The sequence below is a fragment of the Oceanicola sp. S124 genome (assembly GCF_000220565.1).
Lineage (GTDB): Bacteria > Pseudomonadota > Alphaproteobacteria > Rhodobacterales > Rhodobacteraceae > Pseudooceanicola.
In genome coordinates this window covers 15,377-38,720 of the sequence record NZ_AFPM01000323.1, presented here as the reverse complement: position 1 = coordinate 38,720, position 23,344 = coordinate 15,377, and the positions used below count along the sequence as shown (strand labels likewise).

Below are 23,344 nucleotides of genomic sequence, written 5' to 3'. Positions count from 1 at the left end.
CCTGAAAGAACTTCCATGGAATTTTTCGCGGATAATGCGCTTCTGCTGATGATCTTCCTGCTCATCGGCATCACCGTCGCGGGGCTGCCCATGGGCATCGCGATGATCGTCTCGAGCATCTTCTACCTGCTGATGGCCGGGCGCGACATCGGCCTGGCCGCCGAGAACGTGCTGAACGGGGTCTTCGGCAATTTCGTCGCCCTGGCCGTACCTCTGTTCATCTTCGCCGCCAACATCATGAACGCAGGCAAGGTCTCGGACCGGCTGCTGAGCTTCGCGCTGGCCCTCGTGGGCCGGGTGCCGGGCGGTCTTGCGCAGGTCAATATCCTGACCTCGCTGATCTTCTCGGGCATGTCCGGCTCGGCCATCTCGGATGCGGCGGGCGTGGGTAAGGTGATCACCGACATGATGACCAAGGACGGCCGCTATCCGCGCGGCTTCGCCGGCGCCATCACCGCGACCTCTGCCGTGGTCGGGCCGATCTTCCCGCCCTCGATCCCCATGGTCTTCTACGCGCTGATCTCCTCGACCTCCGTCGGCGCGCTGTTCCTCGGCGGCGTGGTCCCGGCACTGATCCTGGTCGTGGTGCTGGGCGTGGCCGTGATGGTCATGGCCAGGCTGCGCGGCTTCCCGGTTGAAGAGGCCATCCCGTGGCGCGCCTTCCCCCTGATCTTCCTGCGCGCCCTGCCCGCCCTGCTGATGCCGGTGATCTTGCTGGGCGGCATCTACTCGGGTGTCTTCACGCCGACCGAGGCCGCGGCCGTCTCGGCCTTCTACGCCCTGCTGCTGGCGGTCTTCGCCTATCGCGTCATGGGATGGCGCAGCTTCTTCGACGTGGTGGTCTCGACCATGAAGACCACCGCCGTCGTCACCATCGTGCTCTGCGGCGCCTTCATCTTCAACTACGTCATCACGGTCGAGCGCGTGCCCGCGGCGGTCTTCGCCGTCTTCGACGGCATGGACCTCAACATGCTGCACTTCCTGCTGCTGTTGAACCTGCTCTACCTGCTGATGGGCTGCTTCCTGGATGTCTCGACCATCATGCTGGTGGTGACACCGCTGTTCATCCCGACCGCCGCAGCACTCGGGGTCGACCTGACGCACCTCGGCGTGGTGCTGGTCTTCAACATGATGATCGGGCTGATCACACCGCCCTACGGCATCCTGCTGTTCATCATCAAGGCGCTGACGGGCATCCCGGTCGCAGAGATGATCCGCGAGGTCTGGATCTTCCTCGCCATCCTGATCTCAATCCTGCTGTTGCTGACCTTCGTGCCGGATATCGTCCTGTGGCTGCCACGCGCCGCCGGCATGCTCTGAGCCGTCCAAGGGGGCCGCACCATCCGGCCCCCTTTCGGCTGCCCTAATGTAGCGCGACACGCAATTTTGCAGTGCGCGACACTGAAAGTTGCAGCAGATGACTTTCGTTTCAATGGCGGTTTCAAGGTCGCGCGTTATGGGCGCCTTCACTCCTAGACAATCGGTTCAAAAGGCTTCGTGGACACTCACCCGCGCGACCTCGATGCCTGTGGCGTCCTCTCCGTCCAGCCGGACCGTGAAGGAGGTGCCCCCGTCCGGCAGTACCAGAGGGAACCGCAGCTTAGTGCTGTTGGCCGATGTTCACTCGCTCAACCCTGTCGGACGCGACCCGATACCGTAGCAAGCGATAGCCTCACCCATGGCCAAACCGATTTCGTCATACCCGGCAGCGGTGTAGTGGAACGTGTCGCTCATCAATCCCCTGCCAGCAAAGTACTTCGCGCCGCTGTGCGCCATGAGTACATCTCCAGCAATCGCAAGGTTCGCCTGCGCCTGCCTTATCGTCGCATATCCGGTTGTGTCCCCGGTGCTTTTTGTGCCCGTCTGGGTCATTACCAGTTTGAACCGTTCCCCCATGCCCGTGTGTGCCTGCATCCGGGAAAGAAGGTCGAGAAATCCGTTCTCATAGTCGGTAGCGCTCATGCTATTGTCGCCATCTGTCTCGCCTTGGACGATTGCACCAATGCATCCGACGACATTCAGTTCTAGCATTTCAATCTCAGTCAGCGTGTTGGTGAACCGCGACTTTGCGTTGTTCCAAACCGTCTGCCCGTCGCCCCAATTGCTGACAATGCCGGTGCCGCCGACGGCAGTGTTGATGAAGATCACGCCTATACGCCCATTCGTGGCCGACAGGACCGCATAGCAAAGCGCGGACCCAAGCGACCCTTCGGTCGTGCCATCATTCCCTGTCGGCTCCTCTACATCGACAAGGCCGGTGCCGGCCTTGAACATATACCCGCGACCAGAGGGGACGGTGTAGGCAGTGGCGTCCTCGGCTCGGCCCGCCATGTTGGACTGCCCGACACCCCAAACGATGATGAAGCCGGTCGTATCGTCCCAGTCAGCTCCGCCCGAAGCTTCCAGCGTTTCAACGCGCTCCTCGATAGATGGGACATCCAGTGCCTCGATCACGCCAATGCGACGATCAAGGTCGAGAAGATATCCATCAGGGCCGCCTGTGATCAGGCCAAGGCGAACAAGGAAACGATAAGAGGGCCGGACGTTGGCGTCTGTGAATGTCGCTTTATCGCCTGTTGCGTAGTGGTATCCACCGAAGTCGCTGGTCCGCCCGTCGCCGTCGTAAACCATGGTCCCGACAGAGCCATAGAAACCGAAATGCTCACCTGCGGCGATGTCCAGGGGCTCATCTAGATAGATAGTCTGAACCCCCGAGCCCGGCACGGTCACCGTGACCTCGTTCGTCTGGGTGTAGGTGCTGCCGCTCAAAGAGAAGCTGCGCAGGCTAACGGTTCCAGCTGCGCGCGCGTAGAGCGTGAAATACTGCACACGAACGGCCTGTTCGAACGCCGCGGGGAAGACAAACGTCCGGTCCGGCATGTCGTCATCGCTGCCTGTATCGCTCAAGTCGTCAAGTGTGCCCCAGTCCCATGCACCAGCGCGCTGCTCGTACTCTGCACTGTCCATTTTCTTGCCGAGAGCGACTGCGAGGCTGCTGCGGATTGAAGCCGGCGGCATGACGGAAAGCCGCGCGTTGATGTGGTCTCCGGCGACGCCGGTCCCCGCCCCGAACGTGCCCGACGCTATGGAACCTATGCTCTTGTACGGCGTCCCAGGACTGTACGATTGCTCAAGCTTGACATCTGCCGTGCCGCTCTTGACGGCGAAATAGTGCCCCGCGCTTTCAATGTCCGGTACGCCCTCAACATCCAGAAGAGAAATGGTGTTCACTCCATCCACGACGTCCAGGGTGATTGTGCTGTCGACAAGCGTGTAGGCATCTCCGCTGTCTGTCCCGTCCGGTGCTGCGACAAAGGCCAAGATGATGGTCCCTGCGCCGGAGGCACCGATTACCAATTCAGCCGGTGTGCCGATGTCCAGTTCATCCGCCAGAACATAGTAGTTCCCGCCAACCACCGTGCTACCCGTGAACATGGAGCCGCCGAAGTCTTGGAAGTCGCCAGTGATTTGCGTGAAAAAATCGAGACTAGTCTTCGAGCTCAGCCCCGTGTCGTACGGCCCATCCCAGCTCGACCCGTTCCATTCGTAGATCTGCTGAGCATCCTGCTGGAAAGCGCGCTCTCCGGACGACGGAGACAGCGCCAAGCGCGCGGTTTCGTCGGCAGGGAAATACGTGATGTTCGCGCTGATCGCGGCCTGATCTGCCGAAGCTTCAGCGATTGTTCTCGCCTCTTCTGCGCTTTCCAACACTGAGATCGCTTCCAACTTCAGCTGGGTCGTCTCCTCGACCGTGGCCGGGTCGATCAGCTTTCCGGTCAGATCGGCATAGGCGTGGAAGGCCTTGATCGCGTAGATCATCGCGATGTTGCGCGGGCGTGTCTCGTCGCCAACACGGGCTTCGGGGCTGTCTCCACTGTCGAAGGAGACCGTCTGAACGCCGGCGCCGGAACCTTCATGCCGTGAGGTTTCACTCGTCGACGAGGTGGTGAAAGCGCCTCCGGAAATCCCCGTGTTGTTCGTGCGGTTGACGAAGGACCCGGTGATGCGCTGCATCTGATCCAGCTGCGACGACCCGAGATCGCGATCGACATCGACACCGCGTGCATTGTCCCAGCCTCGGATGAACTCGCCGCGCGTGTCAGGCAGCAAGGGATCGCCACTGCCGTCGGTGCCCCAGAGCGACCCGCCATCAATGAGGAGCTGGCGCAGATCCGGATAGTCTGAGGTGACAGCCTGGCCTTCCATCGCCAAGAAGGTCGAAGGCATGCTGTCGACGGGAAAGATCGCCACGGCGCCGATCGGGAACACTGCCCCGCCGATATAATCCTTGATGAGCTGCGCGTCCGAAACTGCCTCTTCAGCGTCAGTGACCGCCTGATCGACCTGGTCTTCGTGCTCGGAGAACTTCGCCGCCATGGCGCCGGTTTCTGCGAGTTGCGCGGCAAGGTGCTCCGTCAAGATCCTCCTGACGCCTCCCTCACGGTTCCCAACGAGATCGTCGATCAGTTCTGTCGTGGGGATTTGACCGGTGGTCAGTCCGTCATCAGCCATCAATGCGCTCCTAGATGGTGATCAGGAACGGGCCACTGACGGGGCCGGGCAGACCGTCCTCGTTCTGTGGCTCGATCCAGATGAAATGCGCCCCCTGTGCAAGGCAGGCGTCGGTTTCGAGGTAGGCGGAAAGGTTGTCCAATGCCCCGTTGAAGTCGGCAGATGCCAGGAAGGACAGCGTGTCGTTGCCGGTCGTTGCCTGGATCCGGTCAGCGAACTGGCCGTCGGCGCCAGCGGGACTGCCTGCCCGGACAGAGCCGCCGGTCAGGCGTGGCGTGACGGTGCCGGCGGTGCGACCCGAGACGTCATGGCTGATCCGATACCACTTGCCGGCGGTGGTTTCGAAGGCCTGCGAGACGGTGTCTGCTGCACCGGCCGTGTGCTGCGCAACGCCTCCGGAGATCGCCCAGTTGGCGTCGGCCGTCCAACTCGCGGCGGTATCCATATTGCCGCCGGTGACCAGTTCCTCCCGCGTAGTGTCGCCAAGGGTGATGGAGTAGCTCTGTAGCGGCGTGACCGCGATCCGTGCGCCAGCCGCATCGGTCTCCCGATCGAGCGTGGCGCTTTGCGACCGGTAGACCTGCAAGCCCGTCGTGGCCGTGTCGGTGCCGGTGGCCACCTGGATCAGGGCCCCGCCCAGGAGGGTGGTGATGTCGATCGCGTCGTCGTCAAGTGCAGCGGGGATATCCGCATCAGCTTCTCCGACCACGACTACGACGGTCCCGGTCCAGGGGCCGATCTGACCGGTGGAGGAGATCCCTCGTGCCTGCAGCTCGATCGTGTTGCCCGCAGAATAGCTCGTGAGGGTTCCGCCGCCGGTGGCCACAGCCACGGTCACCTCGGTCCATTCACCCGAGGACGTCAGCCGGTGCCAGATCTCGTACTCGGCCGTGGCGACGGCGCCGCTGCCGGGCTCCAGGAGGTATTCGACCAGGTTGGCGCTGCCGGTCCCCGAGATTCCCGTCGCCACGGAGACGAAACGGGGCGCCGACGGCTGCAGGAGGTTCTCATCGATCTCGGCCCCGACGCGCCCGGACCATGCCGGCACGGTATCGGCATCGAGGAGTTCGTCGATGATCGTGGCCTCGTCCAGCATGTAGAGGATCGAGTGCCCGTCCTCGGTGGCTTCGACCCGGTTCACGATGGCCGGGAAGCTCTCGACGCCGGCGATACCGAAATGAACCAGGTCCCCTGCGGTCGGCATGCTGTCCTCGCCCTGGACATAGATGACCGACCGGGCGTTCTCGTCGGTGCGGACAGTCCGCACCACGGATTGCCCGATGGTGTCTTCCTCGTCGGCAAAGACGCGGAATCGGATGGCATAGCTTTCCCCGGCTTGCATCGAGATCCGCTCATCCAGTTCGACCAGGCGCCCGACGATGCTCTTCACCCGGGCGGCCCGTTGGAACTTGTCCAGGACGTCGTGGCTGACCATGACCTTGTCGCCACGGGTCGCGGTTCGAAGGTGACCGGTCTGGGTCGCCTGGTAGACGTCGGGGCGGTAGATCGCCTCGTACATGCGCCGGCGGGCTTCGATCCAGATCTCGTCGGGGTCGGTCTTGCCCGGCAGCTCCAGGCCCTCGGTGGTGAGGATCTCTCCCTCGTAGCCCGGCCAGCGGATGATGCGCTCGGCCGGCTTGAAGTCATTGGTCGCATCCAGGAACTTGACCTTGAAAGCGTGGGGCGGCGTGAAATACGTCCGGGTGCAGCGGAAGTCCCAGCTGTTGCGCGGGCTGATGTGATCCACGACCAGATCCTGAGCGCGGTCGATCGTCACCCCCCATTTGACCCCGTCGTGGCGCGGCGTCGCCCGCCCGGCTGCCGCGATCTCGGTCAGCACCTCGCGCAGGGGCGTCTGCACCTTGTCTTGCACGCGGTCATATTTCAGGTTCTTGAGCCTGCAGAAGTTGTGCCATTCCTCCAACTGCTGCAGGTCGATCCCGGCGTCTGCAACGGCCCTCTGCTGCGCCGGGCTCTGCAAGGCGTAGCGATAGAGGGACGCCGGGTTCGAGGTCGCCCGCTCGATCCAGGTGCCGGTCGCGCTGTCATAGTCGAGGCAAATCCGCTGGACGAAGGCCGAGCAGTTGTCGAGCGCCCCGGAAAGCTGGTGAGTGGCCTTGATGCGCGCCGAGATGAGCGCCAGGGGCCGGGGGTAGTTCAGCGGATACTCCGGGCGAAGGGTATGGAGCGCTGCCCATGTGCAGCGGCGCTGGCGCTGGCTGTCGGTCGTCTCATCGGTCAGCATGATGAGGCGCACTTGCCAGCGCCCCCGGCTCGGGAAGGTCCAGGTGTGCTGCCGATAGAAACTCTCCAGCTTCTGGCCGCGGATTTCGAGGGTCTCCACTTCCTGCCATTCCTCGGCTTCCGCCAGGCGATGTTCGATCCGAACGGCGACCTCCTCAGTCCGCTTCTTCCCCTCATCGTTGAAGCGCACCAGGCCGGAGGGGAAAGACAGGATCACCGACGCGCCGGCGGCATCTGCACCCGTGGTGCGCACCACGGGCGTTTCGATCGAGGGATCATCCTCGATGATCTCGCCCAGCTCATCGCGGGGAAGCGGCCGGGTCAGCTCGACCGAGATTGCCTCTTCGGCGACCTGCTGGGGGTACAGGCTCAGCGGCAGGTCGCCAGCGAGACCGGCCCGGGTCTCGGTCTCGACGTTGGTGAACTCGCTGATGGAGGTCTCACCGATCCTGATGTCCGAAATCCCGACCTGACCTTCGCCGAAGTTGAAGGCGGTCCGGATGTACTGCCAGTCGCCCACGATCTCGGAGTAGCTGAGCGCGGCGAAGGGCGGAGCATAGCGGATCTGGCCCAGCACCATGGGCACCGCGCCGTCTGGATCGAGGGTGTTTCTGAAGCCGCTGATCGCGTAGCGGTTTTCCGCGTCCCGATCGTCGGGTTTCACGGGCGGAATGAGAGCGTTGATCAGGAGGTTGCCGACTACCGTGATCCCGGCGGTGATAAGGGCCGAAGAGATTGCGAAGGTGCTCGACCCGATCGCCCCGATGGCCCAGTACTGCCCCGCCGCGACGGCCGCGATCGCGACCACAACGCTGAGGATCGAGCGCAAGGCGCTCTTGTCCGAGATCACCCGAATGACGACGTGGACGCCCGGACGTGGGCGGACACGCGCCCAGTGCTCCGGCAGGATGACCTCGGAGGCCTGTGGGGTCACGAGAGCAACCCGGCACTGCCGGAGGTCTTCCTCGGGCAGCATCGGTAGCGTCACCCTCACGATCTCTGCGAGGCTCATGCCGGCGGGAAGCTCACGCGCGATGCGTCGGGCCTGAGGGTCGAAGTGCGGGAGTGCCAGCACCGGGGTCTGGAGATCCTTCATCGGGCGGCCTCCGAGACGATTTGAACAGGCCGTTCAAAGTGCCTGTAATGCCCCGTCAAACGGTGCTTCCAGGCACCGCTGGTGTAGTCGGCGAGCTTGGCGGCATCCTCGCCCTCCATGTGGATCATCAGGCCGTGGCGAACGACGATGCCGATATGCGAGCTGAGGCGCCCGCGGCGGAACACAGCGATGTCAAAGGCGATGGCCGGCCCTTCCGTCGGAAGCCAGAGCGGCGAGTTCAATGCCCCGTCGACCAGGGCAGAGATCTCGCCAAGCTCCTCGGCCGAGCCATAGCCGAGGTAGTCCGGCAGGCTGATGCCGAGCTCTTCCTGGTAGATGACGCAGGCCAGCCCCCAGCAATCGGCACCAGAGCGGCCACGCCCGAACTCCTGCCAGGGCAGACCGATGAAGCGGTTCGACCAGCTCATAGGAACAACCCCGGGAAGCTTTCGCGCGTCATGCGGCCGGACGGGAAAGGCTCGGCTTCGATCTCGTCGCGGCTGATCGACAAGACGATCTCGCCGGCATCGATGTCGGCCGAGACGATCTGCAGGTCCAGGTACTCGGCCTCGATGACGTCTGGGCTGTCGGCGAGGACAACGGCCATGTTGACCGATGGCGGGGTCGAGATGCTGCGCACGAGGCTCACCATGTCACTGTCGAGGTTCTCCAGGACCAGGGTCGAGCTCGCCGGCGCATCCTCCAGATCGGACGGCAGCAGGGTCGAGGCGACGATCCAGAGCCAGGGCTCGGTCGCAGGATCGGCGCCGCGCCAGGTCGAGCGCGTACCCATGAGATAGGGGTCTTCGCTCAGCTTCTCGGTCGGATCCGTGGAAAGCCGGATCACCTCATCCAGATCTGGATGCGTGATCTCGAACAACACGACCTCGATCTCCTGCGAGGTCACGCTGTCCTGCGCCTGGCGGGCGTTGAGGCTGACACGTCTCATGGCATCACCACGATGTTGAAGGATTTCCGGAACTCGATGCCCAGGACAGTCTCGCGTGGGGGCTGATCTCCCCAGGCGCAGAGCCAGCTGCCTGACATGAGCAGAGGGGCGCCGCTCTCGTCATAGAGCTGGGCGCCAGAGGGGTCTTTCAGCGGCCAGCCTTCAGTCGTCGGATCGGGCATCCTGAACAGGCGGGAACCGTCGAGGCAGTCCTCGACATAGAAGGTATCGAAGACCTCGCGTTGGCTCCTGGTGAGCAGCACCGAGAGCGTCACCATGGTCGCCGCGCTGGAGAAACGGCGCCCATAGGCGGGCGGGCCGGCTTCGCTCTGGCGGCGACGGCGGGCGTCCTGACGCTGCCTCTGGAACGATGTGCGCTCCGGGCGCGGCAGAGAGGTGGGCCAGGTCATGATCATCCCCGGTTCCTCGTCGTCGGTCGCAGGCCGAACTCATTCTGCATGGTCCGGCGCAGCGGGTTGCCACGCTGAGCGACTGCAGCTGCGGCCTGCCGGCCGACGGTCATGACCAGCTGCGGCTGACCTTTGCTGTCGGGCTGGACATCGACGTCGACGTCGTCGGTGCCGAAATTGTTGATGATCGGTGCGGGCATGACGAGGCGGGGAGACCCGCTCGCGGCGCCTGCACCTCCGACCAACCCACCTTGCGCAAAGGCCGGAAGGCCTCCGGCGTTCAGCGATTCAAGCAGGTGGCGGTTCTGGCGCGTGGCGCGGGCGTTCATGACGTATTCGCCTGCCGATGCCCACATGAGCACATCATCGGACTTGGCCCCGCCGGGACCATGGACATATCCGCCTTCTGCGCGGGCCTGAAGCCCGCCTGTCAGGCCAGAGAAGAGCGTGCCCAGCAAGCCACCACCCGAGCTGGTCCCGAACATCCCAGCCAGCGGACCCTCGCCCAGGAGGGCGGCCTTGAGCACAGCCTGGCCGATCATGTCGGCTACACTCGCAAAGGTGTCGGCGAGCGACTGCCCGCGGAAGACCAAGCCATCGATCGCGTCATATGCCGTCTGCGCATAAAACTCTTGCTGCTGTGTCAGCGAGGTCAGGGCGTCGTTCTCTTCGATCCTGGTGCGGATCAGGGCTTCCACCTCTGCGCGCTCAGTTTCGGTGGCCGACGCCAGGGTTTCTCGGTTGCGGATCATCTCCTTCTGGACGGGGTCAGTCTCGCGCAGAAGGTCGAGCTGCAGCTGCTCCTGCTCGATGAGCTTGCGAACCGCATCGGTTTCAGCGCCGCTGCTCCTGGTCTTCTTCAGGCGCTCCGAGCGCTGTTGATTGAGCTCGGCCTCCTGGGCCATGAGGTTGCCGTAGGCGACGGCTTCAGCATCGAGCGCGGCCAGTTCGGCTCCGGTGGCACCTTCGCGACGCACGCCCTGCGTTTGCTGCATCTGCCGGACACCGAGCTGCCGGGCAAGCTCAACGGGTTCATTGGCCAGGTCGAGACGGAGCTGCGCCTCCTCGACGGAGCGAACTCCCTGGGCCGAGAGCGAGGCGGAGGCCTCGAAGGCGCGGACCAGCTCGTCGGCAAGCCGGGACGCTTCGGACCGGGCGGCCGAGATCGCCGAGGCCATGCCGGCGTTCGCCAGACCCTCGGCATTTGCCTTGCCTTCGGCCAACTGCGCGGCCGCCTGACGTGCCAGGTCTTCGGCGCGGGTGAGGCCGTCAGCCACGTCCTGATCGATCGTCGCACCGCTTTCCTTCAGGGCGGCCTGCATCCGGGCAATCTGGTCGGCAACTGCCCCAAGGTCGCCAGCGGAGAGCGCTTCGCTGATCGACGCGCGAATCTCCGCGATCTCACGCGCAAAGTCCGGGGAAATCGAGAGGTCTTGGGCGAGAGCGCCAATGTTGCCCAAGTCACCCTCTAGAGCAGCAATCTCATTTCGATAGATCCCAGCCTGTTTCTCAAGGTCGCCTGTGAACTGGTTTGCGAAACTCATCGTGGCGATCTCGGCCTCGATGTCGCGCAGGTTTTTCCGTGCCAGCTCCAGCTGCTCAGCATTGGCTTGGCTGCCGGCGCCGGCCAGGGCCGCGCCCACGGCCCCGGCAATCCGCTCGATCTCCGTGTCGAACTTTTCGCCCGTCGCATCATCCAGGACGATCGAAACCTTGGCGACGGCCGCGCGGCGTTCGATGTCGAAGAGGCGTTCCGACAGGGCCAGCACCTGGTCGGAGATCTCGCCGTACTTGGCCCGCATGTCTTCCAGGCCGCCCATGCTGGCAAAGGCCGCTGCCTGCTCTGCCCGACCGATTGCAGCGGCCGCCTCGTCCACCTTCTCGGCGAAAGTCAGGGTTTTCTCTTCCGCGTCTTCGACCTTGAACGCCCATTGCACCAGCGCAGCGCCGCCGGCGATGACGCCGAGTGTGACGAGGTTTACGGGGCTCAGCAGGGACAGGAAGGCCGTGCCCAGAGCACGGACAGCACCACGCGCCCCCATCGGACCGATGACCTGGGTGATCTGCGTACCCTGCTGGATCGCAAGCTGAAACGGGTTCTGGCCAGCCGCGAGCATGACGCCAAGGTCGTTGAACTGTGCCGTGAGGTTGCTGATGCTGCCAGCGGCCATGGGGGCGCTGCGGTTCATGCCCATGAACCTGGCGTTTATCTGGTCGACCTGCGCCTGCATCTGCGCCATCTGGGCGACGGCCTTGGCCTCGGAGCTGGTCAGCACCTCGACCTGGGCCGAGGCCTTTGCGAGCTCCGCATTCAGCGCTGCGATCTCGGCATCCGTGGCGGTGCCCTTCTTCCCGAGCGACTGCACTGAGAGGCCGGCCTTGTCGGCACTTGCCGAGAGCTTCTGCAGCTCCGCCTGGGCCGCCTTTCCATCGGCCCGGATCAGGATGGAGAGTGCCGTTGTCATTTCCGGTCCTCGTTCAGCGCTTCCAGCGCTCCGCTTTCAATCAGCCTCAGGTCCGACCAGACCGAAGGCGGTGGCACGTCGCCCGAGAGACGAAGACCAGCCTCGGCCGAGGCGTAGTCGAGCCCGACGGTCACCATGCCGGACATCCCGATCGCGACCCGCCATTGCGTGCAGATCGCCAGGAAGGTCTGGAGGGCTGGCAGATGCGCGGACCAAATCTCGAAGATATCTTTGGCAGGCTTCAGGACCTCCAGATCGATGCCCCAGAGATCCGCGTCTTCCTCTGCGTCCTCAGCGCTTTCCTGGCCGAGCCGGCCCTCCGCCCAGGCCCGCCCGACCGCCCTTAGTTTCCCGCCTTGGCCTTGGTCAGCGCCGACATGTAGGTACGCAGCAGAGCGAGCCGCACGTAGGGGAGGCCCAGCAGCTGGTCGCGCAGGTCTATCGACCAGGCGACAGCCTGGCCGTCATCGTCTTGGATGTCGCTGGCCCCGAGCCAGACCTGGCGCAGGAATTCCTTCAGCCCGTCCTTCGTCGACACGTCATAGCCATCGACATCGTCGTCCGGCAGCACCTTGAAGCGGGCCTTGAAGGTCTCCTCACGGTGGCCGTCATCCTGGGGGACCATCACGACGACAGGGTGGGTGAACTCGGGGGCGGCATTGATCTTGAACATGAGGGCTCCGTGGGATCAGGTGAGGGTCAGGGTCCACTGGTCGTTGCCGGTGACAGGCAGCGGGACGAGGCGCAGCGGCCATTCCTTGATGTTCTGGCTGTTCTCCAGCCCCTGCGGGCGTTGCATCTGGGCACCGGGCACGTTCAGCGCGGCGATGCTGCCGGCGGTCACACCATGCACCAGGTCGACTTCCACGGCGGTCTGGGCGGCGGCCAGGGCGAAGGGGTTGAAGCTCGTCAGGGCCAGCGCCTCGACCACCGTCTCGATCGTCTCCGACCGGTCGGTGATCAGCACGCCTTCGGATCCGATCAGGAAACGGGTCTCGACGCTGTTGCCCAGGTTCATCCGGAAACTGCGCGCCACGAAGTCCGTACCGTTCATCTGGAAGGTCGGCGTGTTCGTCGAGGTCGCCAGCAGGGGCTTCTTGTAGGCGTCCAGCGCAACCGTCGGCCGGGTCTGTTCGGAGGGCTGGGTGAAGAGCCCGGTGAACTCGAAAGCGAGATAGGGAATGCCCTGGGCATCGAGCTGGATCGTGCAGTTGCCACGCGTGCCGAGAAGGACGTAGCGGGTCGAGCCGATCAGGAGGTGGATCGTAATACTTTCGTGGTCATCGCTCACCGGGTTGTAGGTGACGGATACCCCGGCCTCGATCGTCTCGGCCACTGCACAGGCGCGCAGGAGCGGACCCCAGGCCGGTGCTGTGCCGGCGGCACCGGAGGGGGCCATCTCGACGTTGAAGTTCAGCGTGGCGTGAAGCTCGGCCGGCATCGTGCCGGAGGCGCCCAGCCAGGGCGTTTCGAGGTCGCGGTCGACGTCCGAACCTTCCATCGGCGTCAGGCGAACGTCATTCGCCAGGACCGCGTTTAGCGCGCCGGTCGGCGCCGGGTCGGTCCCGTAGGTGTCCTCAATCTTCGCGAGCAGGATCTTCGACTTCCACTTGATGGGCATCTATCAGCCCTCCTTCTTCGTCGCGGTCTTGCGCGAGGTGGTCTTCTTCGTGGTCCCTTCCTTGGTCGGGGCCACCTCCTGCTTGAGGCTGCCGGCCTCATCGCGGCTGTAGCTGCCACCGGACTGGGGGAGCGGCTTCTTGGTCATGTCGGGATCCTCAACTGGTCGGTGATCGTGAAATCGAGCTGGTAGACGAGCGCGCCGGCCCGGATGCTGACGAGGGCACCGCGCCGGAGCTGAAAGGTTCCGATCTCGTCATCGGGTTCCCATCCGGCGATTGCCGAAATGACCGACCGGATCAGGGGATCGACTCTGGACAGCGCGCGGGCGCCGGTCTGGTCATGGCCGCGGATCGTGAGGACCACGGCCACGGCCTCGGTGAACAGCTGGGTAAACATCCCGGTCGCCGCCTGGGCCTGTCCGCCTGTCAGTCCCAGGGGAAGGACATGGGCGGCGGGCGTCACCTGGGGCAGCGCGTTGCGCTCCATGAGGCTGGTGAAGCTGGCAGCGCCCTCGACCCGCCCTTCGAGCGTCGAGACCTCTGCCTTCAGCCGGTCGATCACAAGGTCGAGCATCAGATGAAGCCCTTCATGTTTGCCTCGGTGAAGGGCCGTTCGCGATCGGTGATACGTGCGCCGGTGGTGTCGGAGGCCTCGGGCTCGACGCCTTCAGCCGGAATCCGGATTGCGCCCTTGGAAATCCCTTCCAGGGAGCGTCGGGCCATCTTGTAGTCCTCGGCGATCTTCGGATCCGGCGCATAGCGGTGCAGCTTGTAGATCGCGATGGTCAGCGCCAGGTCCGCGATCAGCGGCGGCACCTCGGCCAGGGGCAGCACGTAGCGGGGACGCAGGAAGCCATCGATCTCCGCATCGGTATCGGCCAGGGCCCGATCGACCACATCCACGTCAACTTCCCCGGTCGGCACGGTGGCGCGATCGGTAAGGCTGACGAGCATCTCGCTGCCGAAACGGTCGGTGAGCTGGTCGAGGGTGGCGTAGGTCATGGTCGTGCGGGTCCTGGCTGCGAGGGTCCCGGCGGCGATCGCCCGCCGCCGGGCAGGCCCCCGAAGGAGCTGGGCTGTCGTCTCTCACGGCTCGGAGCCCATCCCGGCCGCTGCCCGCCGGCCTCCCGCCGGGGATCAGTCGCCCTGGGGCTTGCCCAGCTCGACGACCGTCAGGGCCGGTTCGGAGAGCAGCGCGGTGTAGGCGTCGTCGCTGAGGTCCTTGACCGGGATGGTGACCTGTTGGGGGCCGAAGCGGCGGCCTGCACGACGGAAGCCGCGCGCCGGGCCGGAGATGACCAGAACATGCGGGATTTCGGTGGCGGGGGCCGTCTGGACCTCCGCCAGTACCGGGCCCTCATCCGAAACCACTTGCTCCGTGGACCCCACGGGGTTTTCCTGGTCGGACGTCCCCGGTGCGGTATTGGCGGCGGCCTCGGCCGCCTCGACCCGTTCCTTCAGGCTCTCATCGCCGATGTTGCCGGCGAACTTCACGCCGGCAGCCTTGGCACGCTCTTCGAGATCGATGCGTTCTGCGCTCTTGTCGGTCACTTTGCTCTCCTGTCAGCTTACAAAAGGGGCCGGCCGGACCGGCCCCTCGGTAAACTGACCGCTTCGTCTGCGGCGTCAGGCCAGCCAGGGCACGACGAGCAGTTCGGCGGTGCCCTTCCACTCGTTGGTCTCGCCACCGGTCCCCAGCTCGGAATTCAGGATCTTCCGGCCGGCGCTTTCCAGCGACGGGGGCACGACCAGCAGGTTCGGCATCAGGCCCAGGGGACGGCCATAGTCCCCCTTCATGCCACTGAGCGCCGCCCGTGCCGTGCCATAGGCAGCGGCATTCAGGGTCTGCTTGGAGCCGTAGGCCATCTGCCAGAAGCCGAAGCCCGCGTTGAAACGCGCGTCGGCGCCGTAGACGAATTCCTTGTTGTTGAAGACGTTGTCGTCGGTGACCTTGTCCTTGGCGACGAACTCGAAGTCCTTGCGCTTCTGCAGGATCACCGGCTTCAGTGCCCGGTTGGTGCAGAGCAGGAACCAGGGCGTGCCAGCGCCACCGCCGGTGTTGCTGACCGAGGTTTCTTCGCCTGCCTCGTCGAGCACCGTGTGGTCGGTGTCGAAGAAGTAGTTGCCGTCATAGCATTCGGTCGTGAAACCGGCCTTCAGCAGCTCGTAGACCAGGCTGTCCTTCTTCGAGCCGGTCGACTGGCCCATTTCGGTGAACAGCGGGCCGTAGATGCCGAGGTTGTCGGTCTCGATGTCGTCGCGGTCGACGCCGATGGTCAGTTCCCAGGGCTTTTCCTTGATGGCGTAGTCGTGCTGCGCGAGGTTCTGAACGGCGCGCGGGCCGATCCATTCGCGGACATTCGGCATCTTGCCGAGCCAGCCGTACTTCTGCTCCTTCTGGGTCGAGGTCACCTCGGTGGCGACCCGGTCCCACATGGTGGAGGCCTGGGACAGGCCGCCCTGGAAGGAGGTCTTGAAGCCGACGCGCAGGCTGTCGAGATTTGCGGCGTTGATAAGCATGGTGGGGTCCTCGTCAGGCTGCGGCTGCGGCAGCGGCGGTGGCTGCGGCCTTGGTCAGGGCTTCATCCAGGCGGATCCAGACGCCCTGGGCGTCGACGTCCTCGATGATGCCGGCGGGCGAGCGGGAAGCGGTGCCGTCGGTCTTGGCCACGGTCTGGTCATCGACCGCGTAGGCCAGCTCGCCGATGTCGGCGATGGTGACCTCGTCCGCTGCGGCAGAGTTGGCAAAGCGGAAGCAGCCGGGGCGGTAGGCCACGGACAGGTCGCCGGCCGAGCCAACGCCATTGTCGACCTGGGCCTCCGAGCGGCCGACGCCGACCAGGCCGGTCGCGGTCTGCCCGGCAACCAGGTAACCGGCGGCGTTCCGCATCAGCAGGGCTCCGGCGTAGGCCTTGACCGAGGCCGCCAGCGGGCCGTGGCGGGTGTCACCCTCGTAGCGAGGCGTGTTGCGATCTGCGGTAAGGGGGGCCATCAGACGGTCTCCTTGGCGGCCGCTTCGGCCTTCAGGGTTTCAGCGTAGAGCTTGGGATCGACGCCGATCAGGCGCGCGGCGGCGGCCTGGTCGTTGCTCAGCGCGACCTCACCATCGGCGCGGGGCACGGGCGGCGTCACGGTGGTGGTGCTGCGGTCGAGTTTCGGAAGGCCGTTGATCAGCTTCTGGCAGCGATCGGGGCTTTCCATATGCAGGGTCACGTAGTCCTCGCGGCTGGCCTTGACGCCGGCACGCAGGTCACGGATTGCCCCGTCAACGAAATCCTCGGCCGCCTTGCGGGCGTTGCCTTCGCGCAGGGCCTTCACCTCGGCCTGCAGCGTTGCCAGCGCTTCGGTCTGTTCGCCGCCGGCCGACTTCAGCCCCTTGGCCGTCGCGACCAGCGTGGCGACGGTCAGCTCGCCGCTGAGGCCCATGGCCGTGCCGATGCTGGACAGCATCTCTTCGCCTTCACCGACTTTCTCCAGGCGGGCGCCGAGGGCTTTCATGATCTCGTCCTCGGAAGCGTCTTCCGAGAGGCCGAGCAGTTTCGCGACCTTCGCTGCGAACATGTGGTTGGTCTCCGTGCTGTTGAGCGCGAGAAGCTCGCGCAGGGCGGGGTCATTGGTCAGGGCGGCACGCGCGATCGCGGACACCTTGCCGGTCTTCTTGTCGTAGGAGAGGACGGGGGAGATGCCCCAGTAAGCGCGATCTGCCAGGAGCGTCTTGCCACTCTCCGTCCAGTCGACACGCCCCCAGATCCCATCGTCGCGCTCCTCCATCTCGGTGATGAAGCCGCGCGCCGGGGCGGACATGCCAAGCTTCGCGGCAGTGTCCGTCGAGTGGTTTTCGTCGATGTGGATCTTGCGGCGGGTCGAGAAGCTGGTCTCGATCACCGCCTTGGCGTCCTGGTAGTGCCAGGGGCCGCGACCGTCACGAGCCTGCACCTCCCCCTTCGGGAGGAGCTGGATCCACTCCGGAACCGTCGCCCCTTCGGCAGGACGCGGCAGTTCGATGGCGGCAAGGGTGGCGGTGGCGTTTTCCATGCCAGCATCATCGCGATGCGCCAGATACGAAAACACCCGCAAGGGATTGCGGGTGCGACAGGATCATGTTGGCTATGCCCTCATGAGTAGAGCAATCCGGGCGAGCGTTCCAGCATCATCGAGACCCCGTGTTAAAGGGGCCGTTACTGGCCCTTGTCTGCGACCCGCCTGAGCCATTCTTCGACGGTTTCTGAGATCATCTCGCGGTCATCATCCGAGATGCCCAGGAAGGGCCGGGCCGGGATGTCGCCCCAGGGGATCGAGAAGAAATAGCTTCGGCCCTTGGTGTTCTTGCCCATCCTGGCACCGAAGGCACCGGCCTCGGCACCGAACTGCATGACTGCGGCCTGGATCGCATTCGAGGCGATCTCGACATAGTCGGCGCCGTGCGAGGTATGGATCTGGCTTCGCATCACACCGCTGGTGTTCAGCGGGTTGCCGTAGGACTGTTCTGTTTTGGCGTAGCGGTCGATCGTCGTTTGCGAGCGCGGAGCAAACGGCGTCCCGTCCGGCTGCAGCCCGGCTTGCACGCGATCCTGCGTCGATGCGAGCCATGCCTCACCGATCTCTCCCATGACCAGGGACATGTCGGTCAAGGCGGCCGCGAGCCCATCCAGGAGAGCTCGAACTTCGGCATCCTGGAGTTCAACCTGGATCATGGGCAGATCGAGCTCTGGCGGCGGGGGCCAGCGTCGAGGCGACGGCCGTCATGGCGCTGCAGTGAAGAGCGATCAGAAAGCATCGAGCGCGCCTCTCATGTCAGGATGCGGCCCGCTGGGCGCCAGTTCTCGCACACGAAGCAGCAGAAGGTCGCCCTCGGCTTCGCGGACAAGACGGCTTTCCAGGACCTCATATCGCAAACCCCGGCGCAGCATGATCCATGCCCCTTCGCCCGGCCCGGAGACACGCCGCCCGCTGAGGCCTTCGATGATCAGGCGCACCGGTCCCAAGGGAACGCGGTGTCGCTGCAATTCAGCGCTGAGGTATCCACTCAGGTTCAGGATGTCGCCGGCAGCCAGTTGCCGGAGGTCGATCTGATGCCCGAGCTCGACCAGGTTGAGATCGCGATAGGCGGTCCCCTTGTACCTGGGCAGTCGGGACAAGGCCTGGTCCAGCGTCCTGGCAACCGTGTCCAGCTCGCTGTCCAAGGCTTCCGCGCCGGCGGTGCGCTGGCGGAGGTAGTCGTCAAGCTGCTCGCGAAACTCACCACTCCGCTTGTAGGAGGCGACGACGCTCTTCTGTGCCTCGCTCAAGCTCGGTGCTTGCCAGGCCTTCGCAGTGGTAAGGATCTCGGTGCCGAAAGCCCCGTCCAGATGTGCCATGATCCGGTTCAGGATCTCGGCCATGGCATCTCCAGATCGGCCCTGGTCATCCGCGAACTGGCGCGCATGGGCCTGAAGCGGCTGCGGAAGAAGATCCGCCTTTGCCTTTGCGACATCGGTGATTCTGGCCGCGACTGTTCGTCCCGGCGCGTAGCCCCAGCCCTTGTCGATGCCGCTTGGGGCGCCCGTTCTGGGATCCCGTGCCTGCCATCCATCCGGCAACTGTTTGCCCGGCTTGCCCCCAACTCGCCGCGCTCCCTGTTCCGACCGCGCACCGAAGACACGGCAGCTGCAGCCCCAACCGTTCGGGGGATAGTGGGTGAGCCAGAATTCATGATCCGGCGCCAGGACGAGCCCATCCCATGCCAGGTGCTGAGGGCGAGGCTCCATCGACCCGCCATGCCGATAGACCCAGAAGGCATAACCTCCCTCGACGAGCTGCGCATGCCGGCCGGCCATGTAGCTGGTGCGCAGGTTGGTCTGGTAGATGACGCGCGTTCGCCAGGCCTCGCCTTTGGCAGTGCCCTCACCAGTCCAGCCATGCCAGCCGTGCGTCTCGACGATCGACCGAAAGTCCTGTCGGAACTCCTCCAGCGTGGTGCCCTGGGCAACAGCCTTCTCGACCGCTTTGGAGAGGTCATCCAGCAGGTCAGCCTTCATGGCGCCAGCCACCATGAACGAGGTGTTGTGCGCATCCTGCCAGACATCATCCCAAGACGCGGTCGGGACGAGGTTGCCCATGCGCAGCTTGTAGGCCGCGACCTGTTCGTCGAACGGTTTTCGGAAGGAAGCGCCAAGAGGGTCAGCCAATGCTTTCCTCCTCGACAGCTGCCCGGCCGGCGCCATGGGCAGCGGCAAGCGCCTTGGCCATCACCTGGGCCAGGGCGCTTTCATCCAACTCGGGGAACCCGGCCTGCAACATCGCCTGGAACTCCGGGAGCGAATTTGCGGCCTGCAGCATGGCTTCGATCTGCGCCAGCATGGCTTCCATGCCATCCCCAGCTTCGCGAGCGAGTCGGTCGGTCATCGGGTCTACGGGATTGGGACTTCCAGAGAGCGCCGCTGAGCGCGGTTCGGCCTGTAGGGTGGCCGTTCCCCGTTCCGAAGCGGGAAGGCCCTTTAATGGGTATTTAACGGCGCTCCCTGATGCATCCTCGTCCGTGAGCGGGTCGGCCTGCGGCGCTGACGACGCCGTGGGCGCCAGAATGTCGTCTCCTGCCTCGGGATCGGAAAGGCCGAACTTGCTGCGCACCTCCGCCTGCCGGACCTTCAGCCCGACCTGCACCAGCGGGGCGAGCGCAGTCGAGAATGCGGCCAAATCTTCCTGTTCTGCCCGCGCAATCACAAGGCGCGGATAGGCCGACTGGGGGCCGTATTCGAGATCGACCCAGGGACGGATCAGGTCGCGGTTGAGGATCGCCGCCAGCGCCCGCGCATCGGCCCGCTCGATATCTTCCTGGACCTCCCGGTGTTCCTTGCCGGAGCCGAGACCGCCGGTCACGGCATCCGTGGTCGCAGTCTGGCCGAGGACGGCCTTGGAGATCTGCTTATCGAGCCAGTCGGCGCGCTTCTCGTAATGCTCAGTCGAAGAGCCGAGCGACTTGGCCTCGATGAAGTCGATCGACATGCTGTCGGGAATGATCGCCGCGCAATCACCCGCGATATTGGCAACGGCCCGGAAGATCGTCTCCTTGTCGCGATCCGACGCGCCGGCGCCGTACTTGCCGATCCGCAGTGGCTGGCCGTAGGTCTGGGTGAAGATCGCCCAGTCCCGCTGGGTGTAAGCCTTGAACATCCAGCCCCAGGTCGCGACCCTGGCAAGACCGGAACGCAGCGACAGGCCGCTCTTCGCCTTGATCTGCGCGAAGATGAACTTGAAGGCCGGCAACGCAACCTCTTGCCCGTGATCATCGAGCATCAGCGGCGTTGCCAGGTCGTGGCGGGCAAACCGGAACCAGCGAGGATCCCGCCATTCCAGCCGTGCCGGACGCCATTGCCCTTCGGAGGTTTCCCAGATGATTTCGGTGAAGGAGTAGCCCTTTCCGATCGTGTCCAGGATGTCGAAGACCTCTTCGGTCAGCTCGTCGCGCTTCAGCCAGTCCCGGATCATCTGGGCGATGTCCTGGTCGCGCGGATCGTCGCTCGCCGCTTCGACAGTGATGTCGATCTGGCTCACCGACCGGCGCCGGGTTCCCAAGACCCCGAGATAGTGAGGGTCGCGCTCTTCGATCGTTTCCGCGAGTTCCAGGTAGCGCACGGGATCGCCCTGGTCAGCTTCGCGCAGGATGGCCGCGAGGCGAAGCGGGTTCAGCCCGTCGGCCGGGTATCCGGTGATCGGCGAGCGGACACCGCCAAGTGACGGCGCCGCGACCTCTTCCGTCAGCTGTTGTCGCCGCACAGGGCGCCCCCACCGATCAAGCACGCGGGATTGCTGTTCCATCAGACCATTCCTTTCATGGTGGCACCAAGCGGGCCAGACCACCAGGCGCGCTGACCATCGTGCTGATCGGCTTCATCGGCCGTTTCCGCAAAGCTGCGTTCCGATCGCTGGCCTGCATGGCTGCCGCCGGCGCCGCGATAGCCGTACTCGACCCACCGCATCCGGCTCGCGAAATGCGCCAGAGCCAGGGCGATCGCGTAGTCGCCGTGTCGCTTCTTGCCTTTCTCGCCTTCGCGGGTCGCCGGCACGCGGGGCGTTCCACGAACCAGCTTGATCACGCGCAGGTCAGAGAGGTGTTCCGCATCCGGCGCAAGGGCGATCTGGTCATCCTCGAAGGCGGCCTTCAGCGGCGGCATGTGCAGGCGGTACCAGTCCTCGCTGAACTTGATCGCCCAGACCAGGCCGCCGTCCTCCTCGTTCTCCCGGAGCCCGAATTCGCGGCCCATGTCCTCTGCAACCGTCCAGCCCATGCCCGTTGCGTCGAAGGCAGCGCCAACCAGGCGCGGCCGGACGTGGCGCAGGATCGTGCGCACGACGGTCTTCTGCTCGTCGCCCGGCACGTTGCGCATTTCGACCGACAGGGTCTCGCGCCGCTTCAGGCGCTGTTCAATGGCCAGCAGCGACGCGACAGAAAGGTCGGAGACCCGCGCGAAGTCGAAGCCGAAGGCAAAGAGGGGATCGAGGTCGATCGCCTCCAGGGTGCGTTCCAGCTTCTCCATGAACGGGCTGAAGAGGGCGAGGCGGTCGAGCTCGGCGAGCTGCAGGTAGTTGCCCGGCAGTTCGAGGCGCAGGACCTCCAGATCGGTTTCCGTCATCCGCGCTTCGACCAGGGGAGCCGAAAGCCAGGCGCCAGAGCCCATGGACGGGATGCAGAAGAGTTCCTCGTCGGCGCCGTCACCGTAGAAGTCGATGATGTCCTGCCGCCAGGTGGCTTCGCCCTCTGGCGTCCAGTCCTTGCTGCCGACCAGACAGATCCGCTGATATAGGCCGTCTCGCAGCGCTTCGTCGAAGTCGATCCGCATGTGCTTGTAGGGCACGCGCTCGGCCAGAATGTCCTGGATCTGCTGGTTGAAGACGTTCTCGGTGCCGTCGTGGGTCGAGCAGACCACGACCTGACCGCCCCACATCAGAAACGCCAGGGCAGCCTTCAGGAGCTCCGCCAGGCTGTCGACGAAGGCGGCTTCGTCGATGATCACGACACCCTGCTTCCCGCGCAGACCGCGCGGCGCCGAGCTGAGGGCGATGATCTCGAAGCCGGAGGCAAAGGCGATGCGGAAGGCCTTGATCGACCGATCGCCGTCCTTGTCACTGTCGGGGAAGAGGAACTCCTCTTGCGCCTGCGCTGCCGTCGAGAAGGCGCGTGCCCACATGGCACATGCGTCGATGAACTCGCGGGTCATCTCCTGGCTGTAGGAGATGTACATCACGTCCATTCCGCCAGCCGCCTTCTCGCGCCCGGCCCGCAGCACCGCATAGGCCGCCAGGCCCCAGGTTAGGCCGATGCGACGGCTCTTCTCGATGAAGAGAACATGGGTCGAGACGCTGTCGAGCAGCGAGACGGCGCGTGCCTGGTAGGGCAGCAGCACCTTCGGCAGACCGACCTGTTCGATGACATCCGGCAGGGCTTCCGTCGCCTCACGCCGCTGGCGTTCCCACTCATCGCGGGTGATCGGCGCGGTCATGCCGAAACCCCAAGAATCTCCGCCTTGATCGCCTCGGCCGTCGCCGCTGTCATACCTGCGCTTCGAGCGTGTTTCTCGACCGTAGCCGCGGCCTGTTCCCTGGCCTGACGTTCCACGCGGGTCCGCTCTTCCTCCATCAGCTTCTGGCGGATGCCGGACGAGCTCATGACATCCTTCAGCATCTTGCCCAGGAAGTGCAGCTCGCGCGGATCGATCTCGTCGCCCTCCTTGACCATCTGCGCCTGCATGACTTTGAAGGCGAGCGTGGTGACCATCTGGAAGAGTACGTTGTGACGCTTGGCCTCCTCTTCCAGCCCGTTGTCATTCATCCAGCCCGCGGCCCAGGAGCTGGCCTGCTCTTGCGCCTTCACGAAGTGTTCGTACTCCTGGCCGAAGGCATGCACGGCACTCTTGCCAATGCGAAGCTCCTGGCCCTCAGCCTCCAGGCGTTCGTTCAGTGCATCGGTCAGCGCGACATAGTCGCCGAAGCCGCGAGACCGCAGCTCCTCCTGAAGCCAGGCCTTCAACTCGGCCGGCAGAAGATCAACTTTGCGAGGAGGTGGCATG

Annotated in this window: 22 protein-coding genes; 1 reads left to right on the top strand and 21 read right to left on the bottom strand. The window is 64.7% G+C overall.

All coding sequences use genetic code 11. The annotated features are described in order from the left end of the window. Positions 1–15: 15 nt before the first annotated feature. The gene (locus OS124_RS0122230; protein ID WP_010142231.1) at positions 16–1,320 is read left to right on the top strand and encodes a TRAP transporter large permease; all 1,305 of its coding nucleotides are present in this window, start codon (positions 16–18) and stop codon (positions 1,318–1,320) included. 300 nt (positions 1,321–1,620) lie between these two features. Here OS124_RS0122230 and OS124_RS26300 read toward each other — a convergent pair whose 3' ends face one another. From OS124_RS26300 to OS124_RS0122120, 21 genes are all read right to left on the bottom strand, one after another. Beyond that, positions 1,621–4,512, bottom strand: coding sequence for a sialate O-acetylesterase (locus OS124_RS26300; protein WP_010142230.1), 2,892 nt, complete (start codon positions 4,510–4,512; stop codon positions 1,621–1,623). A 10-nt stretch (positions 4,513–4,522) separates the two neighbouring features. After that, positions 4,523–7,852: a TipJ family phage tail tip protein gene (gene gpJ / locus OS124_RS0122220; RefSeq protein ID WP_010142229.1), complete on the bottom strand. Its 3,330-nt coding sequence runs from the start codon at positions 7,850–7,852 to the stop codon at positions 4,523–4,525. After that, positions 7,849–8,280 carry an NlpC/P60 family protein gene (locus OS124_RS0122215; protein WP_010142228.1) on the bottom strand — a complete coding sequence of 144 codons (432 nt, stop codon included), beginning with the start codon at positions 8,278–8,280 and terminating at the stop codon, positions 7,849–7,851. Before OS124_RS0122215 ends, gpJ begins: the two co-directional genes overlap by 4 nt. Further along, positions 8,277–8,801 (bottom strand): hypothetical protein, encoded by a 525-nt coding sequence (locus OS124_RS0122210; RefSeq protein WP_010142227.1) that lies wholly within the window; start codon positions 8,799–8,801, stop codon positions 8,277–8,279. Before OS124_RS0122210 ends, OS124_RS0122215 begins: the two co-directional genes overlap by 4 nt. Then, positions 8,798–9,217, bottom strand: coding sequence for a hypothetical protein (locus OS124_RS0122205; RefSeq protein WP_010142226.1), 420 nt, complete (start codon positions 9,215–9,217; stop codon positions 8,798–8,800). Before OS124_RS0122205 ends, OS124_RS0122210 begins: the two co-directional genes overlap by 4 nt. Further along, positions 9,214–11,676: a phage tail length tape measure family protein gene (locus OS124_RS0122200; RefSeq protein WP_010142224.1), complete on the bottom strand. Its 2,463-nt coding sequence runs from the start codon at positions 11,674–11,676 to the stop codon at positions 9,214–9,216. The genes OS124_RS0122205 and OS124_RS0122200 overlap by 4 nt, the downstream gene beginning before the upstream one ends. Further along, positions 11,673–11,903: a DUF1799 domain-containing protein gene (locus tag OS124_RS28100; RefSeq protein WP_272941960.1), complete on the bottom strand. Its 231-nt coding sequence runs from the start codon at positions 11,901–11,903 to the stop codon at positions 11,673–11,675. Before OS124_RS28100 ends, OS124_RS0122200 begins: the two co-directional genes overlap by 4 nt. Positions 11,904–12,019: 116 nt before the next feature. Then, positions 12,020–12,349: a hypothetical protein gene (locus OS124_RS0122185; RefSeq protein ID WP_010142222.1), complete on the bottom strand. Its 330-nt coding sequence runs from the start codon at positions 12,347–12,349 to the stop codon at positions 12,020–12,022. A gap of 15 nt (positions 12,350–12,364) precedes the next feature. After that, on the bottom strand, positions 12,365–13,297 hold the full coding sequence (locus OS124_RS0122180; RefSeq protein WP_010142221.1) for a phage tail tube protein: 933 nt from the start codon (positions 13,295–13,297) through the stop codon (positions 12,365–12,367). 3 nt (positions 13,298–13,300) lie between these two features. After that, positions 13,301–13,444 carry a hypothetical protein gene (locus tag OS124_RS27665; protein ID WP_168161504.1) on the bottom strand — a complete coding sequence of 48 codons (144 nt, stop codon included), beginning with the start codon at positions 13,442–13,444 and terminating at the stop codon, positions 13,301–13,303. After that, the gene (locus OS124_RS0122170; RefSeq protein ID WP_010142220.1) at positions 13,441–13,872 is read right to left on the bottom strand and encodes a phage tail terminator protein; all 432 of its coding nucleotides are present in this window, start codon (positions 13,870–13,872) and stop codon (positions 13,441–13,443) included. Before OS124_RS0122170 ends, OS124_RS27665 begins: the two co-directional genes overlap by 4 nt. Continuing rightward, complete coding sequence (locus OS124_RS0122165) at positions 13,872–14,300, bottom strand: gp436 family protein (RefSeq protein ID WP_010142219.1); 429 nt, start codon at positions 14,298–14,300, stop codon at positions 13,872–13,874. The genes OS124_RS0122170 and OS124_RS0122165 overlap by 1 nt, the downstream gene beginning before the upstream one ends. A gap of 135 nt (positions 14,301–14,435) precedes the next feature. Beyond that, positions 14,436–14,849 carry a hypothetical protein gene (locus OS124_RS0122160; protein ID WP_010142218.1) on the bottom strand — a complete coding sequence of 138 codons (414 nt, stop codon included), beginning with the start codon at positions 14,847–14,849 and terminating at the stop codon, positions 14,436–14,438. A gap of 75 nt (positions 14,850–14,924) precedes the next feature. Further along, entirely contained in the window at positions 14,925–15,818 is an 894-nt protein-coding gene (locus OS124_RS0122155) for a Mu-like prophage major head subunit gpT family protein (RefSeq protein WP_010142217.1), read from the bottom strand. A 13-nt stretch (positions 15,819–15,831) separates the two neighbouring features. Next, positions 15,832–16,290, bottom strand: a complete 459-nt coding sequence (locus OS124_RS0122150; RefSeq protein ID WP_010142215.1) for a hypothetical protein — start codon at positions 16,288–16,290, stop codon at positions 15,832–15,834. Next, entirely contained in the window at positions 16,290–17,333 is a 1,044-nt protein-coding gene (locus OS124_RS0122145) for a phage protease (RefSeq protein ID WP_010142214.1), read from the bottom strand. Before OS124_RS0122145 ends, OS124_RS0122150 begins: the two co-directional genes overlap by 1 nt. 143 nt (positions 17,334–17,476) lie before the next feature. Then, entirely contained in the window at positions 17,477–17,992 is a 516-nt protein-coding gene (locus OS124_RS0122140) for a phage virion morphogenesis protein (RefSeq protein WP_010142213.1), read from the bottom strand. A 72-nt stretch (positions 17,993–18,064) separates the two neighbouring features. Further along, on the bottom strand, positions 18,065–19,465 hold the full coding sequence (locus OS124_RS26295; RefSeq protein WP_010142212.1) for a phage head morphogenesis protein: 1,401 nt from the start codon (positions 19,463–19,465) through the stop codon (positions 18,065–18,067). Continuing rightward, positions 19,458–21,095 carry a DUF935 domain-containing protein gene (locus tag OS124_RS0122130; RefSeq protein ID WP_010142211.1) on the bottom strand — a complete coding sequence of 546 codons (1,638 nt, stop codon included), beginning with the start codon at positions 21,093–21,095 and terminating at the stop codon, positions 19,458–19,460. Before OS124_RS0122130 ends, OS124_RS26295 begins: the two co-directional genes overlap by 8 nt. Next, a complete protein-coding gene (locus OS124_RS0122125; protein WP_010142210.1) occupies positions 21,095–22,777 on the bottom strand; it encodes a terminase large subunit domain-containing protein in 1,683 nt (560 codons plus the stop codon). The genes OS124_RS0122130 and OS124_RS0122125 overlap by 1 nt, the downstream gene beginning before the upstream one ends. Then, positions 22,774–23,343 carry a phage protein Gp27 family protein gene (locus tag OS124_RS0122120; protein ID WP_029375660.1) on the bottom strand — a complete coding sequence of 190 codons (570 nt, stop codon included), beginning with the start codon at positions 23,341–23,343 and terminating at the stop codon, positions 22,774–22,776. The genes OS124_RS0122125 and OS124_RS0122120 overlap by 4 nt, the downstream gene beginning before the upstream one ends. Between the last annotated feature and the right edge of the window lies 1 nt (position 23,344).

What these genes read in the sequence shown, in the direction of transcription:
- OS124_RS0122230 (WP_010142231.1), top strand. Translation starts at nt 16, where the DNA reads ATGGAATTTTTCGCGGATAATGCGCTTCTGCTGATGATCTTCCTGCTC.
- OS124_RS26300 (WP_010142230.1), bottom strand. Translation starts at nt 4,512, where the DNA reads ATGGCTGATGACGGACTGACCACCGGTCAAATCCCCACGACAGAACTG.
- gpJ (WP_010142229.1), bottom strand. Translation starts at nt 7,852, where the DNA reads ATGAAGGATCTCCAGACCCCGGTGCTGGCACTCCCGCACTTCGACCCT.
- OS124_RS0122215 (WP_010142228.1), bottom strand. Translation starts at nt 8,280, where the DNA reads ATGAGCTGGTCGAACCGCTTCATCGGTCTGCCCTGGCAGGAGTTCGGG.
- OS124_RS0122210 (WP_010142227.1), bottom strand. Translation starts at nt 8,801, where the DNA reads ATGAGACGTGTCAGCCTCAACGCCCGCCAGGCGCAGGACAGCGTGACC.
- OS124_RS0122205 (WP_010142226.1), bottom strand. Translation starts at nt 9,217, where the DNA reads ATGATCATGACCTGGCCCACCTCTCTGCCGCGCCCGGAGCGCACATCG.
- OS124_RS0122200 (WP_010142224.1), bottom strand. Translation starts at nt 11,676, where the DNA reads ATGACAACGGCACTCTCCATCCTGATCCGGGCCGATGGAAAGGCGGCC.
- OS124_RS0122185 (WP_010142222.1), bottom strand. Translation starts at nt 12,349, where the DNA reads ATGTTCAAGATCAATGCCGCCCCCGAGTTCACCCACCCTGTCGTCGTG.
- OS124_RS0122180 (WP_010142221.1), bottom strand. Translation starts at nt 13,297, where the DNA reads ATGCCCATCAAGTGGAAGTCGAAGATCCTGCTCGCGAAGATTGAGGAC.
- OS124_RS27665 (WP_168161504.1), bottom strand. Translation starts at nt 13,444, where the DNA reads ATGACCAAGAAGCCGCTCCCCCAGTCCGGTGGCAGCTACAGCCGCGAT.
- OS124_RS0122170 (WP_010142220.1), bottom strand. Translation starts at nt 13,872, where the DNA reads ATGCTCGACCTTGTGATCGACCGGCTGAAGGCAGAGGTCTCGACGCTC.
- OS124_RS0122165 (WP_010142219.1), bottom strand. Translation starts at nt 14,300, where the DNA reads ATGACCTACGCCACCCTCGACCAGCTCACCGACCGTTTCGGCAGCGAG.
- OS124_RS0122155 (WP_010142217.1), bottom strand. Translation starts at nt 15,818, where the DNA reads ATGCTTATCAACGCCGCAAATCTCGACAGCCTGCGCGTCGGCTTCAAG.
- OS124_RS0122150 (WP_010142215.1), bottom strand. Translation starts at nt 16,290, where the DNA reads ATGGCCCCCCTTACCGCAGATCGCAACACGCCTCGCTACGAGGGTGAC.
- OS124_RS0122145 (WP_010142214.1), bottom strand. Translation starts at nt 17,333, where the DNA reads ATGGAAAACGCCACCGCCACCCTTGCCGCCATCGAACTGCCGCGTCCT.
- OS124_RS0122140 (WP_010142213.1), bottom strand. Translation starts at nt 17,992, where the DNA reads ATGATCCAGGTTGAACTCCAGGATGCCGAAGTTCGAGCTCTCCTGGAT.
- OS124_RS0122130 (WP_010142211.1), bottom strand. Translation starts at nt 21,095, where the DNA reads ATGGAACAGCAATCCCGCGTGCTTGATCGGTGGGGGCGCCCTGTGCGG.
- OS124_RS0122125 (WP_010142210.1), bottom strand. Translation starts at nt 22,777, where the DNA reads ATGACCGCGCCGATCACCCGCGATGAGTGGGAACGCCAGCGGCGTGAG.
- OS124_RS0122120 (WP_029375660.1), bottom strand. Translation starts at nt 23,343, where the DNA reads ATGCCACCTCCTCGCAAAGTTGATCTTCTGCCGGCCGAGTTGAAGGCC.